The sequence below is a fragment of the Streptomyces sp. NPDC030798 genome (assembly GCF_055572275.1).
Genome location: NZ_JBVIDR010000016.1, coordinates 96,193 through 110,843, shown reverse-complemented (window position 1 = coordinate 110,843; position 14,651 = coordinate 96,193). Strand labels below are relative to the sequence as shown.

The 14,651-nt window shown below is 72.5% G+C and carries 15 protein-coding genes; 10 read left to right on the top strand and 5 right to left on the bottom strand.

Annotation, left to right across the window (positions count from 1 at the left end; all coding sequences use genetic code 11):
* Nucleotides 1-39 precede the first annotated feature (39 nt).
* Nucleotides 40-903 carry a phosphatase PAP2 family protein gene (locus tag ACZ404_RS31010; protein WP_468445625.1) on the top strand — a complete coding sequence of 288 codons (864 nt, stop codon included), beginning with the start codon at nt 40-42 and terminating at the stop codon, nt 901-903.
* Here the strand turns inward: ACZ404_RS31010 and ACZ404_RS31005 are convergent.
* Nucleotides 885-3,896, bottom strand: a complete 3,012-nt coding sequence (locus tag ACZ404_RS31005; protein ID WP_468445623.1) for a bifunctional [glutamine synthetase] adenylyltransferase/[glutamine synthetase]-adenylyl-L-tyrosine phosphorylase — start codon at nt 3,894-3,896, stop codon at nt 885-887. The genes ACZ404_RS31010 and ACZ404_RS31005 overlap by 19 nt on opposite strands.
* A gap of 385 nt (nt 3,897-4,281) precedes the next feature.
* Entirely contained in the window at nt 4,282-5,178 is an 897-nt protein-coding gene (locus ACZ404_RS31000; protein WP_468445621.1) for a DUF72 domain-containing protein, read from the bottom strand.
* 248 nt (nt 5,179-5,426) lie between these two features.
* Here ACZ404_RS31000 and ACZ404_RS30995 point away from each other — a divergent pair, with 248 nt between their 5' ends.
* Nucleotides 5,427-5,618 carry a hypothetical protein gene (locus ACZ404_RS30995; RefSeq protein ID WP_468445619.1) on the top strand — a complete coding sequence of 64 codons (192 nt, stop codon included), beginning with the start codon at nt 5,427-5,429 and terminating at the stop codon, nt 5,616-5,618.
* Nucleotides 5,619-5,634: 16 nt separating this feature from the next.
* Nucleotides 5,635-6,345, top strand: a complete 711-nt coding sequence (locus ACZ404_RS30990) for a DUF2637 domain-containing protein (protein ID WP_468445617.1) — start codon at nt 5,635-5,637, stop codon at nt 6,343-6,345.
* 119 nt (nt 6,346-6,464) lie between these two features.
* Here ACZ404_RS30990 and ACZ404_RS30985 read toward each other — a convergent pair whose 3' ends face one another.
* Nucleotides 6,465-6,941, bottom strand: a complete 477-nt coding sequence (locus ACZ404_RS30985) for a MarR family transcriptional regulator (protein ID WP_468445615.1) — start codon at nt 6,939-6,941, stop codon at nt 6,465-6,467.
* Between the two features lie 46 nt (nt 6,942-6,987).
* Here ACZ404_RS30985 and pip point away from each other — a divergent pair, with 46 nt between their 5' ends.
* The 4 genes from pip to ACZ404_RS30965 all read left to right on the top strand — a co-directional run bounded on the left by pip (nt 6,988) and on the right by ACZ404_RS30965 (nt 9,619).
* Nucleotides 6,988-7,947 carry a prolyl aminopeptidase gene (gene pip / locus ACZ404_RS30980; protein ID WP_468445613.1) on the top strand — a complete coding sequence of 320 codons (960 nt, stop codon included), beginning with the start codon at nt 6,988-6,990 and terminating at the stop codon, nt 7,945-7,947.
* A 274-nt stretch (nt 7,948-8,221) separates the two neighbouring features.
* Nucleotides 8,222-8,857: a DUF998 domain-containing protein gene (locus ACZ404_RS30975; RefSeq protein WP_468445611.1), complete on the top strand. Its 636-nt coding sequence runs from the start codon at nt 8,222-8,224 to the stop codon at nt 8,855-8,857.
* A gap of 107 nt (nt 8,858-8,964) precedes the next feature.
* Nucleotides 8,965-9,168: a chaplin gene (locus ACZ404_RS30970; RefSeq protein WP_468445609.1), complete on the top strand. Its 204-nt coding sequence runs from the start codon at nt 8,965-8,967 to the stop codon at nt 9,166-9,168.
* Between the two features lie 166 nt (nt 9,169-9,334).
* Nucleotides 9,335-9,619 (top strand): hypothetical protein, encoded by a 285-nt coding sequence (locus ACZ404_RS30965; RefSeq protein ID WP_468445607.1) that lies wholly within the window; start codon nt 9,335-9,337, stop codon nt 9,617-9,619.
* Nucleotides 9,620-9,699: 80 nt separating this feature from the next.
* On the opposite strand, the gene ACZ404_RS30960 is transcribed toward ACZ404_RS30965, so the two are convergent.
* Nucleotides 9,700-11,061 (bottom strand): glutamine synthetase family protein, encoded by a 1,362-nt coding sequence (locus tag ACZ404_RS30960; protein ID WP_468445605.1) that lies wholly within the window; start codon nt 11,059-11,061, stop codon nt 9,700-9,702.
* A 312-nt stretch (nt 11,062-11,373) separates the two neighbouring features.
* Between ACZ404_RS30960 and ACZ404_RS30955 the strand changes: the two genes are divergently transcribed.
* Complete coding sequence (locus tag ACZ404_RS30955) at nt 11,374-12,561, top strand: globin domain-containing protein (RefSeq protein ID WP_468445603.1); 1,188 nt, start codon at nt 11,374-11,376, stop codon at nt 12,559-12,561.
* An 11-nt stretch (nt 12,562-12,572) separates the two neighbouring features.
* Here ACZ404_RS30955 and ACZ404_RS30950 read toward each other — a convergent pair whose 3' ends face one another.
* Nucleotides 12,573-13,010, bottom strand: coding sequence for an RrF2 family transcriptional regulator (locus ACZ404_RS30950; protein ID WP_468445601.1), 438 nt, complete (start codon nt 13,008-13,010; stop codon nt 12,573-12,575).
* 153 nt (nt 13,011-13,163) lie between these two features.
* Between ACZ404_RS30950 and ACZ404_RS30945 the strand changes: the two genes are divergently transcribed.
* Together ACZ404_RS30945 and ACZ404_RS30940 are read left to right on the top strand one after the other, a co-directional pair.
* The gene (locus tag ACZ404_RS30945; protein WP_468445599.1) at nt 13,164-13,847 is read left to right on the top strand and encodes a DUF3105 domain-containing protein; all 684 of its coding nucleotides are present in this window, start codon (nt 13,164-13,166) and stop codon (nt 13,845-13,847) included.
* The gene (locus tag ACZ404_RS30940; protein WP_468445597.1) at nt 13,844-14,473 is read left to right on the top strand and encodes a DUF305 domain-containing protein; all 630 of its coding nucleotides are present in this window, start codon (nt 13,844-13,846) and stop codon (nt 14,471-14,473) included. Before ACZ404_RS30945 ends, ACZ404_RS30940 begins: the two co-directional genes overlap by 4 nt.
* The last annotated feature ends 178 nt before the right edge of the window (nt 14,474-14,651 follow it).

Sequence of the window (14,651 nt, the reverse complement as noted above, 5' to 3'; positions counted from 1 at the left end):
GATCTGTCGAGAAAGCCTTGTCTGGCAGACTCTGTGCCCATGAGTGACTCGACCGTGACAGAGCCGGAAGGTCGCGAGGAGGTGGCCGTTCCGCGGACCGTCACGGGCGAGGACGGACAGGGGGCGCCACGCGGGCTGCGCCGTCCCCGGCGGCCCCGGCTGTGGTTCGAGATCCTGCTGATCGCGGTGAGTTACTGGACGTACTCCCTGATCCGCAACGCGGTCCCGGAGCAGCGGGCCGACGCGCTGCGCAACGCCGACCGGGTCTGGCGCCTGGAGCACCGTCTGGGCATCGCCGTCGAGCAGACGGTCAACCATGCGGCGAACGCGGTGACGTGGCTGATCGTCGGCATGAACTACTACTACGCCACCCTGCACTTCGTGATCACCGTCGCGGTGCTGCTGTGGCTCTACCGGTGGCATCCCGGGCGGTACGCGGCGACCCGGCTGGCGCTGTTCGCGACGACGGGCGTGGCCCTGGTCGGTTACTACCTGTTCCCGCTCGCCCCGCCCCGGCTGATGACCGGCGCGCACTTCGTGGACACGGTGATGCGCCACCACACCTGGGGTTCCATGGCCTCCGGCGACCTGAAGCACATGTCGAACCAGTACGCGGCGATGCCGTCGATGCACATCGGCTGGTCGCTGTGGTGCGGCCTGACGATCTTCGCGCTCGCGTCCCTGCCGTGGGTGCGGGTGCTGGGCCTGGTGTACCCGGCGGTGACGTTGGTGGTGATCGTGGCCACGGCCAACCACTTCTGGCTGGACGCGGTCGGCGGCGTCCTGTGCCTGGCCTTCGGCCTCGGCCTCGCCCGGCTCTGCTACGGCAGCCTGCCGCACGCCCTGCCGAGGCGGGTGACCGCCCCGGCAGCGCCGGCGCCGGCTCAGGTGCCGTCGGCGTAGAACAGCTCCTCCACCACCGTGCGCGCCCGGCGGGTCGTACGGCGGTAGGCGTCGAGCATGTCCCCGGCGTGTCCGGCGCCGTGGCCCAGGTAGCGGCCGACGGCGGCGAGTTCTCGGGGTTCGGTCGGGAAGGTGTCGCCGGCCCGGCCGCGCACCAGCATGACCGCGTTGCGCACCCGGGTGGCCAGCACCCAGGCCTCGTCCAGCACGGCCGTGTCCTCGGCGGACAGCAGCCCGGCCGCACGGGCAGCGGCCAGGGCCTCGCGGGTGCGGGTGGTGCGCAGACCGGGCACCTGGTGGCCGTGGCGCAGCTGGAGCAGCTGCACGGTCCACTCGACGTCGGACAGGCCGCCCGGGCCGAGCTTGGTGTGCAGCTTGGGGTCGGCGCCGCGCGGCAGCCGCTCGGACTCCATACGGGCCTTCAGCCGGCGGATCTCGCGGACCGCGTCGTCGCCGAGGCCACCGCGCGGGTAGCGCAGCGGGTCGATCAGCTCGGTGAAGCGGCGGGCCAGGTCCTCGTCGCCGGCGACCGGCTCGGCCCGCAGCAGCGCCTGCGACTCCCAGACGAGGGACCAGCGGCGGTAGTACGCCTCGTACGACTTCAGGGTGCGCACCAGCGGCCCCGACTTGCCCTCGGGGCGCAGGTCGGCGTCGATCAGCAGCGGCGGGTCGGCGCTGGGCCGCTGCAGCAGGCGGCGCATCTCGGCGACGACCTTGTTCGCCGCGGCGGCGGCCTCGTGCTCGTCCACGCCGTCCTGCGGCTCGTGCACGAACAGCACGTCGGCGTCGGAGCCGTAGCCCAGTTCGTGGCCGCCGAAGCGGCCCATCCCTATGATCGCGAACCGGGTGGGCAGGGTGTCGCCCCAGCCGTCGCGCACGACGGCCCGCAGGGTGCCCGCGAGGGTCGCGGCGGTCAGGTCGGAGACGGCGGCGCCGACGCGGTCCACCAGGGCGCCCTCGTCGGCCTCGGCGGGGCTGGTCTCGGTGCCGTAGGAGCCGACGATGTCCGCGGCGGCCGTGCGGAACAGTTCGCGGCGGCGGACGCCGCGGGCCGCGGTGACGCCCTGCTCGGCGTTCCCGGCGCGGCCCACGGCGGCCAGGATCTCCTGCTCGAGCTGGGCGCGCGGGCGCGGCTCGAGGCCGCCGCCCGGTCCGGTGCCGTCGCCCTCGCCGAGCAGGGCCACCGCCTCGGGGGCGCGCATCAGCAGGTCGGGGGCGAGGCGGCCGGCCGACAGGACCCGGGCGAGGTTCTCGGCGGCGGCGCCCTCGTCCCTGAGCAGCCTGAGGTACCAGGGGGTCTTGCCGAGGGCGTCGGAGACCTTGCGGAAGTTCAGCAGGCCGGCGTCGGGGTCGGCGGAGTCGGCGAACCAGCCGAGCAGGACGGGCAGGAGGGTGCGCTGGATGGCCGCCTTGCGGGTCACGCCGGAGGCGAGGGCCTCCAGGTGGCGCAGGGCCGCGGCGGGATCGGCATAGCCCAGGGCGACGAGGCGTTCGCGGGCCGCCTCCGGGCTCAGCCGGGCCTCGCCCGGGGCGAGTTGGGCGACGGCGTCGAGCAGCGGGCGGTAGAAGAGCTTCTCGTGCAGCCGGCGTACGACTCCGGTGTGCCGCTTCCACTCGCGGTTCAGCTCGGCCACCGGGTCGGTGCGCAGGCCGAGGGAGCGGCCGAGGCGCCGCTGGTCGTCCTCGGACTCGGGGACGAGGTGGGTGCGGCGCAGGCGGTAGAGCTGGATGCGGTGCTCCATGGAGCGCAGGAAGCGGTACGCCTCGTCGAGGCGGGCGGCGTCCTCGCGGCCCACGTAGCCGCCGGCGGCGAGCGCCTGGAGGGCGTTCAGGGTGGTGCCGCTGCGCAGGGAGGCGTCGGTGCGGCCGTGCACCAACTGCAGGAGCTGGACCGCGAATTCGACGTCGCGCAGCCCGCCGGGGCCGAGCTTCAGCTCGCGTTCGATCTCGGCGGCCGGGATGTTCTCCACGACACGGCGGCGCATCTTCTGCACGTCCGCCACGAAGTTCTCGCGTTCGGCGGCCTGCCAGACGAGGGGTTCCAGCGCGTCGACGTAGGCCTGGCCGAGGGCGGGGTCGCCGGCCACCGGGCGGGCCTTGAGCAGGGCCTGGAACTCCCAGGTCTTCGCCCAGCGCTGGTAGTAGGCGAGGTGGCTGCTGAGGGTGCGCACGAGGGGGCCGTTGCGGCCCTCGGGGCGGAGGTTGGCGTCGACCGGCCAGATGGAGCCCTCGACGGTGGTCTCGGAGCAGATCCGCATCAGATGCGAGGCGAGCTTGGTGGCGGATCTGAGCGCCTTGCCCTCGTCCGCGCCCTCGGCGGCCTCGGCGACGAAGATCACGTCGACGTCGGAGACGTAGTTCAGCTCGTGGCCGCCGCACTTGCCCATCGCGATGACCGCGAGGCGGCAGGCGGCGGCGTCCTGCGGGGCCGCGGCCTCGGCGAGGGCGAGGGCGGCACGGAGGGTGGCGGTGGCGAGGTCGGCGAGTTCGGCCGCGGTGTCGGCGATGCCGGTGGTGCCGCAGACGTCGCGGGCGGCGATGGACAGGAGGCAGCGGCGGTAGGCGACGCGGAGGGAGACCGGGTCGGTGGCCTCGGCCAGGCCGCGTTCGAACTCCTCCACGCCCGGGTGGAGGTCACGGGGTTCGTACGTCACCAGGGCGTGCCAGTCGCTGGGGTGGCGGGCCAGGTGGTCGGCGAGGGCGGCGGAGGCGCCGAGGACGCCGAGGAGGCGGTCGCGCAGGGGCTTGGCCGCTATCAGCGTGTCGAGCAGCTCCCGGTGCGCCGTCTGGCCGTCCTGGGCCTCCAGCAGGCGGACCAGGCCGTGCAGGGCGAGGTCGGGGTCGGCGGTGGCGCCGAGGGCCTCCAGGAGGACGGGGTCGTTGCGGACCGGTGCCAGTTCCTCACTGTCCAGCAGCCGCTCGGCGGCGGAGGGGTCGGTGAAGCCGTGCCGCAGGAGTCGGGTGAACGTGCTGCTTCTGCGCCCCGGCGTCATCCGTGGCCTCCTGTCGGAGCGGGGATCATCTGAGCCGAGCCTATTGCCTGCGGCGCTTGGACGGGGGGTGCGGGGGGGCGGGGTGCCGGGGGGCGGTGCGGGGAGCGCGGTGCCGGGGGCGGCGCGGGGAGCGCGGTGCCGGGGGCGGCGCGGGGAGCGCGGTGCCGGGGCGGCGCGGGGAGCGCGGTGCCGGGGCGGCGCGGGGAGCGCGGTGCCGGGGGGCGATGCGGGGGGGGCGGGGTGCCGGGGGGCGGTGCGGGCAGCGGGGAGCACGGCGGGCGGTGCGGGCAGCTCCTCGGTCTGGCGGGCCGGGCTGTGTGCCGGCCGCTGCGGGCGGACACCACCCGGCACGTGCCCTGCCCGCCGTACGGGGCCGCGGGGCCGTTCAGCCGGACGGGTCGTCCGCCGTGGTGCGGGGGCCGGGCTGATGCGGGATCGCCATGGCGAGGAGGGCTCGCATGAGGTCCGCCGCCTTGGCCGAGGCGTCCCCGCAGCAGTTGTTGAAGAGGAGGTGGAGTTCGTCGGTGCGGGACGCCAGCTCGTGGACGCGGGGCAGCCACTCGGCCAGTTCCTGCGCCGTGTAGGTGTGGCGGAAGCGCTCCTCCTTGGTGCCCGTGCCCCAGTGCGGGCTGCGGCCGTGGAAGCGGACGACCGACAGGCGGCGTGTCGTGACGGCCGTGGTGGGCGGCATGGAGGTGGGCAGGTGCTGCGCCGTGTCGACGGCTACGGCGGTCGCGTCGAGGTCGGTGAGCAGAGCCGTCGTGGTGGGTGCCTGGGCCGGGCTCCACCAGGCCGGGTTGCGGAACTCGACGGCGACCGGCCAGTCCCGGGTGCGTTCGCGGCCTGCCCGGAGGAACGCCTCTGCCTCGGGGCCGGGGGCCAGGCTGGGCGGGTACTGGAAGAGGAGCGTGCCGAGGCGGCCGGTGTCGCGCAGGGGCCGGAGGGCCTCGGCACAGCGCGTCCAGACCTCGTTCAGCAGGCCCTCGTCACGGGGGCGGCCGCGTAAGTCCGCGGGGAGCGCGGACGGGCGGGTCGGGTGACCGGTGAGCAGGGAGAACGCCTTGACGTCGAAGCGGAAGCCGGCCGGGGTGCGTTCCGCCCAGAGGCGGGTGGTGCGGGCGGTGGGGAGGGCGTAGTACGGGGAGTCCGCCTCGACCAGCGGGAAGCGCTCGGCGTAGTGGCGCAGACGCCCCTCGGCGTCGCGGCGGCCCGGTGGGTACCAGCCGCTCGCCAGCAGTGCCCGGTCCGTCCAGCCGCAGGTGCCCACGAAGATCTCCGCCATGGGCGGCGGGTACCCACCGGGAAGAATTCCATTTCCTTGGAGAAGAATTAAAAAGACAAGACGTTGAGCGGGTGTGTCCGGCGCTCATAAAAATGATTCGCCCTGCCGATTTCCCGAGAATTAACTCACTCGAATGCCGCGCATCCGGAGGACGGGGACGGCGTTAGCGGAATATGACGAAAGCAAGGCTTCTCGACTCTCGCCGTCCCGGAGGGGCGGCGGAGGCTCTGCCCCCGGCTCGGTCCCAGATGCTGGGCCGGTACACCTTCACGCCTGCGACGGCGTACTCGGCGGCCGACGCCAGCGACACCCTGCACGGTGACGACGCCTGGGTCGAACTGCGGGTCACCGGGTCGCTGCTCAGCGAGTTCCTGACGGTGCTGAACGCGACGCAGGAGGAACTCGGGCGGCGGTGGAACCACCAGCACCCGGCCACGTGACGGGGGCGAATCATTCGTGAATAACGAATACACGGATCTCTACTCGGCGGTCCCGGTGGAAGAGGGCTGGGACCCGGTCGAGGAACTCACCAGTCTTCTGCAGGACGCGGCGACGGCCCAGCAGGCGACCGTGGTGCCGCCGCCCCGCGTCGAGCCGGCGCCGCATGTCGAGGTCGGCGGCGACCCGATGGACAACCTGGCGAAGATCACCAGTGAGCTGCCACCGATCCGGCGCGCTTCGGTGACCCACCGGAAGGTGCGGGTGCGCAGGCTGCGCTTCACCTGGCTGCAGACGGTCAGCTTTCTGATCGCCGCGGTCGCCGCCGTCATCGTGGCGATGGTGAGCCTCTTCGGCGGGATGGTCGCCTACGCCCCGTTGCAGCACATCGGCGCCGGCACCCAGGGCGGCGCCACGCACTGGTGGCCGGTGCTGGTCTACGGCCCCTGGATGGTGGCCTCGCTCTCCATCCTGCGCACCGCCCTGCACCGGCGACGGGCTCTGCACTCCTGGTTCGTTGTTCTGCTGTTCTCGTCCCTGTCGATGGTCCTGTGCGTGGCGCAGGCCGACCGGACCTTCACCGGAATCGCGGCGGCCGCCCTGCCGGCGCTCGCGTCCCTGACCTGCTTCCAGCAGCTGGTCCGGCAGATCACCCTCACCCGGCCCCCGCGCCGGCGCATCTCCCGCCACCGGCAGCGCCCTCCGGCGCAGCCGTCCGAGGGCAGGTGAGACGGGCGCGGGGGGGGGGGGGGGGGGGGGGGGGGGGGGGGGGGGGGGGGGGGGGGGGGGGGGGGGGGGGGGGGGGTGGGGGGTTTGTTCCCCCCCCCCCCCCCCCCGCGCCCGTTTCGTCAGCACCGGTACGCCGCCGCAATCCGCTCCCGGAACGGGCGCCGGCGCACCGCCTCCGCGACCCGGGTCAGCAACTCCCCCAATGGCATGGGCAGTTCCGCGTCCAGTTCCGCCATCGCCGCCGCCGTCGCGTCCCACTCCGCCGCGATCGCCGGCACGAGGGCATGGGCCTTCGGCGTCAGCTCGACCAGCCGGCGGCGGGCGTCCCGCGGGTCGGGGCGGTGGGTGACCAGGCCGGCGCGGGCCATCTGGGCCGCCGTCTGGCTGGCCGCCGAGTGCGTGACCCCCAGGGCCGCCGCCACGTCACGGACCGGCAGCGGGCCTTCGGCCAGGAGCACCCGTACGACCGGGGAGAAACGGGGCCGGTACTCGGCGAGGCCCTGCTCCTCGTACACCTTCGCCACGTCCCCGTCGAGCAGTTCGAGGACGTGGCGCAGCAGGGTGCCCACGGCGACGGGTTCCGGGTGACTCCTCATGGCGATAATCTACCAGCGCTGTCAGATCGGAGGAGGGCGTGCGTCGATGGCCGAGCCGTATCCCCCCGTCGAGCCCTACGAGCACGGCCTGCTCGACGTCGGCGACGGCCACCGCGTGTACTGGGAGGCGTGCGGAAACCCGGCCGGCAAGCCCGCCGTCGTCCTGCACGGCGGGCCGGGGTCCGGGGCGGGGCCGTTCTGGCGCCGGCTGTTCGACCCGGCGGCGTACCGGATCGTGCTCTTCGACCAGCGCGGGTGCGGCCGCAGCACGCCCGACGCCGCCGATCCGCGGACCTCGCTGGCGGCCAACACCACGCCGCACCTGATCGCCGACATCGAGCTGCTGCGCCGGCACCTCGACATCGAGGAGTGGCTGGTCATGGGCGGCTCCTGGGGCGTGACCCTGGCCCTGGCGTACGCCGAGCAGCACCCCGCGCCCGTGTCCGGTCTGGTGCTCTTCAGCGTCACCAACACCACCCGGCGCGAGGTGGAGTGGGTCACCCGGGACATGGGGCGGATCTTCCCGGAGGAATGGGCCCGCTTCCGTGACGCCGTACCGGAGCCGGAGCGCGACGGCAGCCTGGTGGACGCCTACGCCCGGATGCTCGCCGACGCCGATCCGGCCGTACGGGAGCGGGCGGCGCGCGCGTGGTGCCGGTGGGAGGACGTGCACGTGTCCACCCACCGCGGCCACCGGCCCGACCCTCGCTACGAGGACCCGCGCTTCCGGCTGCGCTTCGCCCGCCTCGTCACGCACTACTGGCGCAACGCCGCCTTCCTGGAGGACGGCGCGCTGCTGCGCGACGCCGGAAAGCTCGCCGGCATCCCCGGCGTGATGGTCCACGGGCGCCTGGACATCAGCGGCCCCCCGGACATCGCCTGGCACCTGGCCCAGGCGTGGCCGGGCGCGCGGCTCGTCCTGATCGGCGACGAGGGCCACGGCCTCTCCGGGAACGCCACGACGGCGGCCGTGGTGGCGGCAACGGACGGTTTCCGGTCGGCCTGAGGCGGGTGCGGGTGCGTCTGCCCGGTCCGCGGTCGTCCACCTGGAGGACGCCCGGATGCGTCGCGTGTCGGCATCCGTACCGTCGGTGGGGAGGCCGGGACGTGCCCGGCCCGCACCTCAGGAGGTCCGTCATGCGCTGCATCGGCTCGGCATCCATAGCCCTCGAGTTGCACCCGCTGCCCGGCGTCCGCGTCCGCCGGCCGGTGTGGGGGCCTCCCGGCATCCGGCAGGCGGGTTGACGACCCGGATCGGGTACGGCGCATGGGTCCTGGGCGTGACGCAGTTCTTCGTGGTCCACGGGATCGTGGAGTCCGCGTGGGCGAGTCCGTACAGCTGGGCCCGGAACGCCATCAGCGACCTGGGCAATGCTCACTGCGCCTGGCAGCCGGAACCCGAACCACGGTATGTGTGCTCACCCGAGCACGGCCTGATGAACGTGTCGTTCGTCGCGCTGGGCGTCCTGCTGGCCGTCGGTGCCGCCCTCACCGGCCCCATGTGGCGCAAGGGCGCGACCGCCGGCCTGGTGCGGATCCTGCTGGCCGGTGCGGGAGTGGGCGCGGTGCTGGCCGGGCTGGCGCCGTCGGACGTCCATCCCTACCCGCACGGTCTGGGGGCCCTGCTGGTCATGGGTACGGGCAACGTCGGCCTGGTACTGGCGGGCGCCGGCCTGCGGGCGGGGGTTCCCGGACCCCTGTGCTGGGTCACCGCCGGCCTGGGAGTCACGGCGACCACGGCCTTCGGGCTCTTCCTGCTCCACCACTACGCGGGGCTCGGCATGGGAGGCACGGAGCGCGTCGCGGGGTTCACCCTCCTGGAGTGGTGCCTGGCCGCCGGCGCCGCCGGCCTGCTTCATCGGGCGCCCCGCGAACGGCACGGGACGCTGCTCGAGTGGTCGGCCGAGAGCGGATGAGTTCACCCGGACGGGCGGAAAGCCGCGCGGCCGGATCAACAGGATGTGCCGCCGGGTCACCGCCGCCGCTGTCCTGGACCCGTCCCCTCACACACCAGGAGGTACCCATGCGCATACGCTCCCTCGTCGCGGCCGCCGTGCTGGCGAGCACGCTGACCCTGACCGCCGCCACGGCCGCTCAGGCCGACCCCGACCCCGGCGGAAACATCCTCCAGATCCCCATCCACCTCCCGATCAACCTGTGCGACAACGGCATCGACCTCATCGCCCTGCTGAATCCCCTCTTCGGCAACACCTGCGTCGCCGGCTGACAAGGCCCCCGGGCACTCCCGCACCACGACCGGCGACGGCCGGGTGCGGGAGCGCCCACTCGACGGCCCTTCAGGTGATTGCCGGACGCCTCATGAGCCAGGCAGTCGTCGCAGGGGTACGACGTCTCAGCAGAGGACGAACCACAACGCCGTGAGGAGCTTGGGGATGTACGCAGCAGTCCGGCGGTACGAAGGGGTGACCGATTCGGCCGAGGCGGCACGTCTCGTGAACGAGGGGTTCGTGCCGCTCATGCGCCAGGTCTCCGGCTTCGTGGCCTACTACTGGATCGATGCCGGGAACGGAGTGATGGTCTCGACCAGCGTCTTCCAGGACCGGGCAGGAGCCGAGGAATCGATCTCGAAGGCTGCGGACTTCGTACGGGACAACCTCGCGTCACTGCTTCCCCACCCTCCTGCGGTCATGGCAGGCGAGGTGGTGGCCTCCGCGTGACACCCGGAAAGCCGGGGGCCGACGGTCCGTGACCGTCGGCCCAAGGGATCGTTTCGCCGGCGACCCGCCCTGATGCGCCCCTACAGCACCGGCAGGTTCTTGCGCAGTTCGAAGGCCGTCACCTCGGAGCGGTACTCCTCCCACTCGGACTTCTTGTTGCGCAGGAAGAAGTCGAAGACGTGCTCGCCCAGGGTCTCGGCGACCAGGTCGCTGCTCTCCATGAGGGTCAGGGCCTCGCCGAGGTTCTGCGGGAGGGGTTCGATGCCCATCGCGCGGCGCTCGGCGTTGGAGAGGGCCCAGACGTCGTCCTCGGCGCCCGGCGGCAGCTCGTAGCCCTCCTCGATGCCCTTCAGGCCCGCGGCCAGCAGGAGGGCGTAGGCGAGGTAGGGGTTCGCGCCGGAGTCGAGGGAGCGGACCTCGACGCGGGCGGAGCCGGTCTTGCCGGGCTTGTACATGGGCACGCGGACCAGGGCGCTGCGGTTGTTGTGGCCCCAGCAGATGTACGAGGGGGCCTCGCCGCCGGCGCCCGCGGTGCGCTCGGAGCCGCCCCAGATGCGCTTGTAGGAGTTCACCCACTGGTTGGTGACCGCCGAGATCTCCGCCGCGTGGCGCAGCAGGCCCGCGATGAAGGAGCGGCCGACCTTGGAGAGCTGGTACTCGGCGCCCGACTCGTAGAACGCGTTGCGGTCGCCCTCGAAGAGGGACAGGTGCGAGTGCATGCCGGAGCCCGGGTACTCCGAGAACGGCTTGGGCATGAAGGTCGCCTGGAGGCCCTGCTCCAGCGCCACCTGCTTCATGACGAGGCGGAACGTCATGATGTTGTCGGCGGTGGACAGCGCGTCGGCGTAGCGCAGGTCGATCTCCTGCTGGCCGGGGGCGCCCTCGTGGTGGGAGAACTCCACCGAGATGCCCATCGACTCCAGCATGGTGATCGCCTGGCGGCGGAAGTCCATGCCGATGGCCTGCGGGGTGTGGTCGAAGTAGCCGGAGTTGTCGGCGGGGGTCGGGCGGGAGCCGTCGAGCGGGCGTTCCTTCAGCAGGAAGAACTCGATCTCCGGGTGGGTGTAGAAGGTGAAGCCCAGGTCGGAGGTGCGGGCCAGCGCGCGCTTGAGGACGTAGCGCGGGTCGGCGAAGGACGGGGAGCCGTCCGGCATGAGGATGTCGCAGAACATGCGGGCGGTGCCGGGGGCCTCGGCGCGCCAGGGCAGGATCTGGAAAGTCGAGGGGTCCGGCTTGGCGATCATGTCGGACTCGTATACGCGGGCGAAGCCCTCGATGGCCGAGCCGTCGAAGCCGATGCCCTCGTCGAAGGCCTGCTCCAGCTCGGCGGGGGCCACGGCCACGGACTTGAGGAAGCCCAGCACGTCCGTGAACCACAGGCGTACGAACCGGATGTCGCGCTCCTCCAACGTGCGGAGCACGAACTCCTGCTGCTTGTCCATCTTCCGATTCCCCATCCTTGCTGGTCAGGCCGCCGTCCCGGGGTGAGGGGAGGCGGTCGGCACCTGAGCATCCCACCACAACACCGTTTCGTGCGCGTTGCGGACCTTGATCGCCCGAGCATCGTCGGCCTGAACGCCTCGCGCACCCCAGGTGTACGCACCGGTGTACTCATCTTGCCTGCTCGGACCGACATCCGTAATGGCCGGTTCGCTTCCGGCGTGAGCGACACCACGCCCACTTAATTTGCATCTCAGATGCAAGTTTCCCTACGGTTTCGATCAGCTGAGCGATCGACCCGTCGAGGAGTCCCGATGCTGTCCGAGCAGTCCGCAGCCACCGTCCGCGCCACGCTTCCCGCCGTCGGCGCGGCCATCGGCGAGATCACCGAGCGCTTCTACACCCGGCTCTTCGCCGCCCACCCCGACCTGCTGCGGAACCTGTTCAACCGCGGAAACCAGGCCTCCGGCGCGCAGAAGCAGGCCCTCGCCGGCTCCATCGCCGCCTTCGCCGCGCATCTGCTGGAGCACCCGGACGGCCGCCCCGACGCCATGCTGAGCCGGATCGCCCACAAGCACGCCTCGCTGGGTGTCTCCCCCGCGCACTACCCGGTGGTGCACGAGCACCTGTTCGCCGCCATCGCCGAGGTGCTCGGCGACGCCGTCACCCCCGAGGTCGCCGCGGCCTGGACCGAGGTCTACTGGCTAATGGCGAACGCGCTCATCGCCGTGGAGAAGCGGCTGTACGAGGAGAGCGGCACCACCGCCCGCCGCCCCTGGGAGGTCGTGGAGCGCGTGGAGGAGACGGCCGACGTCGTCACCTTCCGGCTGCGCCCGGCCGACGGCGGCCCGGTCCGCGCCTTCCGGGCCGGCCAGTACGTCTCCGTCCAGGTCGAGCTGCCCGACGGCGCCCGGCAGATACGCCAGTACAGCCTGTCCGGCGCCCCGGGCGAGAACCTCCGCCAATTCAGCGTCAAGCGGGTGACGGGCGACGCCGCCACGCCCGACGGCGAGGTCTCCCACCACCTCCACGCGCGCGTGCGCGAGGGCGACCTGCTGGACCTCTCCGAGCCCTACGGCGACCTGGTGCTCGGCGACACCGCCGGCCGGCCGCTGCTGCTGGCCTCGGCGGGCATCGGCGTCACCCCGATGGTCGCGATGCTGGCCGCCCTCGCGAACGACGGTCACTCCGCGCCGGTCACCGTCGTGCACGGCGACCGCTCCCCCGCCGACCACGCGCTGCGGGGCGACCACGAGGCCTACGCCGCGAAGCTCGCCGACGCCTCGGTCCACTTCTTCTACGAGCGCGACGCCGAGCCCGGCACCCGCACCGGCCTGGTCGACCTCACCGGCCTCGAGGTGCCGGCGGGCACGCGCGCGTACCTGTGCGGTCCGCTGCCCTTCATGCGGGCGGTGCGCACCCAGCTGATCGACAAGGGCGTCGCCCCGGCCGACATCCACTACGAGGTGTTCGGCCCGGACCTGTGGCTGGCGCAGGGCTGACCGGGCCCGCGTCAGACCGGCGCCCGGGAGATCCCCAGCAGCAGCGGTCCCGTCGGGTCCGTCACGATGTCCTGGAGGGTGACCGGGTCCAGCGCGGCGTAGAAGGCCTCCTGGGCCCGGCGCAGGGCGCCGCGCAGCCGGCAGCCGGAGCTGAGGGGGCAGGGGGTCTGGCCCTCGCAGTCGACCACGTCACCGTCGCCCTCGAACGTGCGGACGACCATGCCCACGGACGCCGTACGGCCCCGTTCGGTCAGGCTAAGGCCGCCGCCCCGGCCGCGGCGGGTGTCGAGCAGGCCCAGGTGCTGGAGCTCGGCGACGACCTTCGCGGCGTGCGTGTAAGGCACGTCCATGTCCGCCGCGACCTGGCGGGTCGTGGGGGTGGACTCCTGGGCCACGGCGAGCCGCATCAGGACGCGCAGGGCCAGGTCGGTGGAGCGCAGCAGCCGCATGGAGGCGAGCGTAGGTAATACGCATCTGAGATTCAACTTATCTCGTTGCCGTCCGTTCCGCGGCCTCCCTACGGAAGCGGGTCCCTTTCCCCTTACGATCAGTGAGCCCCACCCTTCCCTCTTCCGCCCCTTTCCCCCAGAAGGACTCACCCCATGGGCTCCGCCAACAAGAGCAGCAACGCGGCGCGCAAGGCGCGCATAGAGGAGATGCGGCGCGCGGAGCGTGCCCGCGAGCGCCGCAACCGGGTGCTCGCCGTCGCCGCGAGCGTGGTGGTCGTCGCCGGTCTCGTCGCCGGTGGTGTGGTGCTCGTGAACTCGCAGTCCGACACGAAGGACTCGGCGTCGAGCAGTGACGGCAAGGGCGGCTCCTCCGGGGACTCCGGGCACTTCGTCACCGGCAAGGACGGGGTGAAGACCTGGTCCGGGAAGCTCTCGCGGACCCACGTGACGACCAAGGTGTCGTACCCGATGCACCCGCCGGTCGGCGGCAACCACAACCCGGTGTGGCTGAACTGCAACGGCGACGTCTATACCAAGCCGGTGCAGGACGAGAACGCCGTGCACGCGCTGGAGCACGGCGCGGTCTGGGTGACGTACACCAGCGCGGCGAAGAAGGCCGACGTGGACGCGCTCGCGGCCAAGGTGAAGCAGACGCCGTACTCGCTGATGAGCCCGTACGCGAACCAGTCCGCCCCGCTGATCCTGTCGGCCTGGGGCCACCAGGTGAGCGTGAAGAGCGCGAGCGATCCCGAGGTGAACAAGTTCTTCGCCACCTATGTGCAGGGCCGGCAGACGCCCGAGCCGGGCGCTTCCTGCACCGGCGGAGCGATGAAGTGAGGCGGCAGCACATCGGCTGGGTGGCCGGAGCCGCGGCGGCGGTGCTGGTCGCGGCCGGGGCGATCACCTACGCGGTCGCCGAGGACGCCGGCGGCGACGGCCCGAAGGCGCCGGGCGCCGAGTCCGCCGACGCGGGGTTCGCCCGGGACATGGCCGTGCACCATCAGCAGGCCGTCGAGATGTCGTACATCGTGCGGGACCGCACCAAGAACGAGGAGGTGCGGCGGCTCGCCTACGACATCGCGCAGACCCAGGCCAACCAGCGCGGGATGCTGCTGGGCTGGCTGGATCTGTGGGGGCTGCCGAAGGTGTCCGCCGAGCCGCCGATGACCTGGATGGGCATGGGCGACATGGCCTCCGGCAAGGACGGCGCGCTGATGCCCGGCATGGCGACGAACACCGAGCTGGAGAAGCTGCAGTCGCTGAGCGGCAAGCGGGCCGAGGTCTTCTATCTGCAGCTGATGACGGACCACCACAGGGGTGGCATCCACATGGCCGAGGGCTGTGTCGCCAAGTGCACGGTCGGCGTGGAGAAGCGGCTCGCGCAGGGCATGGTGGACGCGCAGCAGTCGGAGCTGCAGGCGATGGCCGGCATGCTCAAGGAGCGTGGCGCGAAGCCGCGTTGAGGAACCGGGCGACGGCGGCGGGCTCCACGACGCGCCGTGCCGCCGGACGCAAGCCCTTTCACACCAGCCGCCGTTGGGACAAAGAGCCCAAATCGCCTTTCCTGACGTTTCCTTGAGCTTCTCTTGACCTTCGCGTTCCCCTGGCATGAACGGTTCATCGAAAGAGTGGCCCCCATCG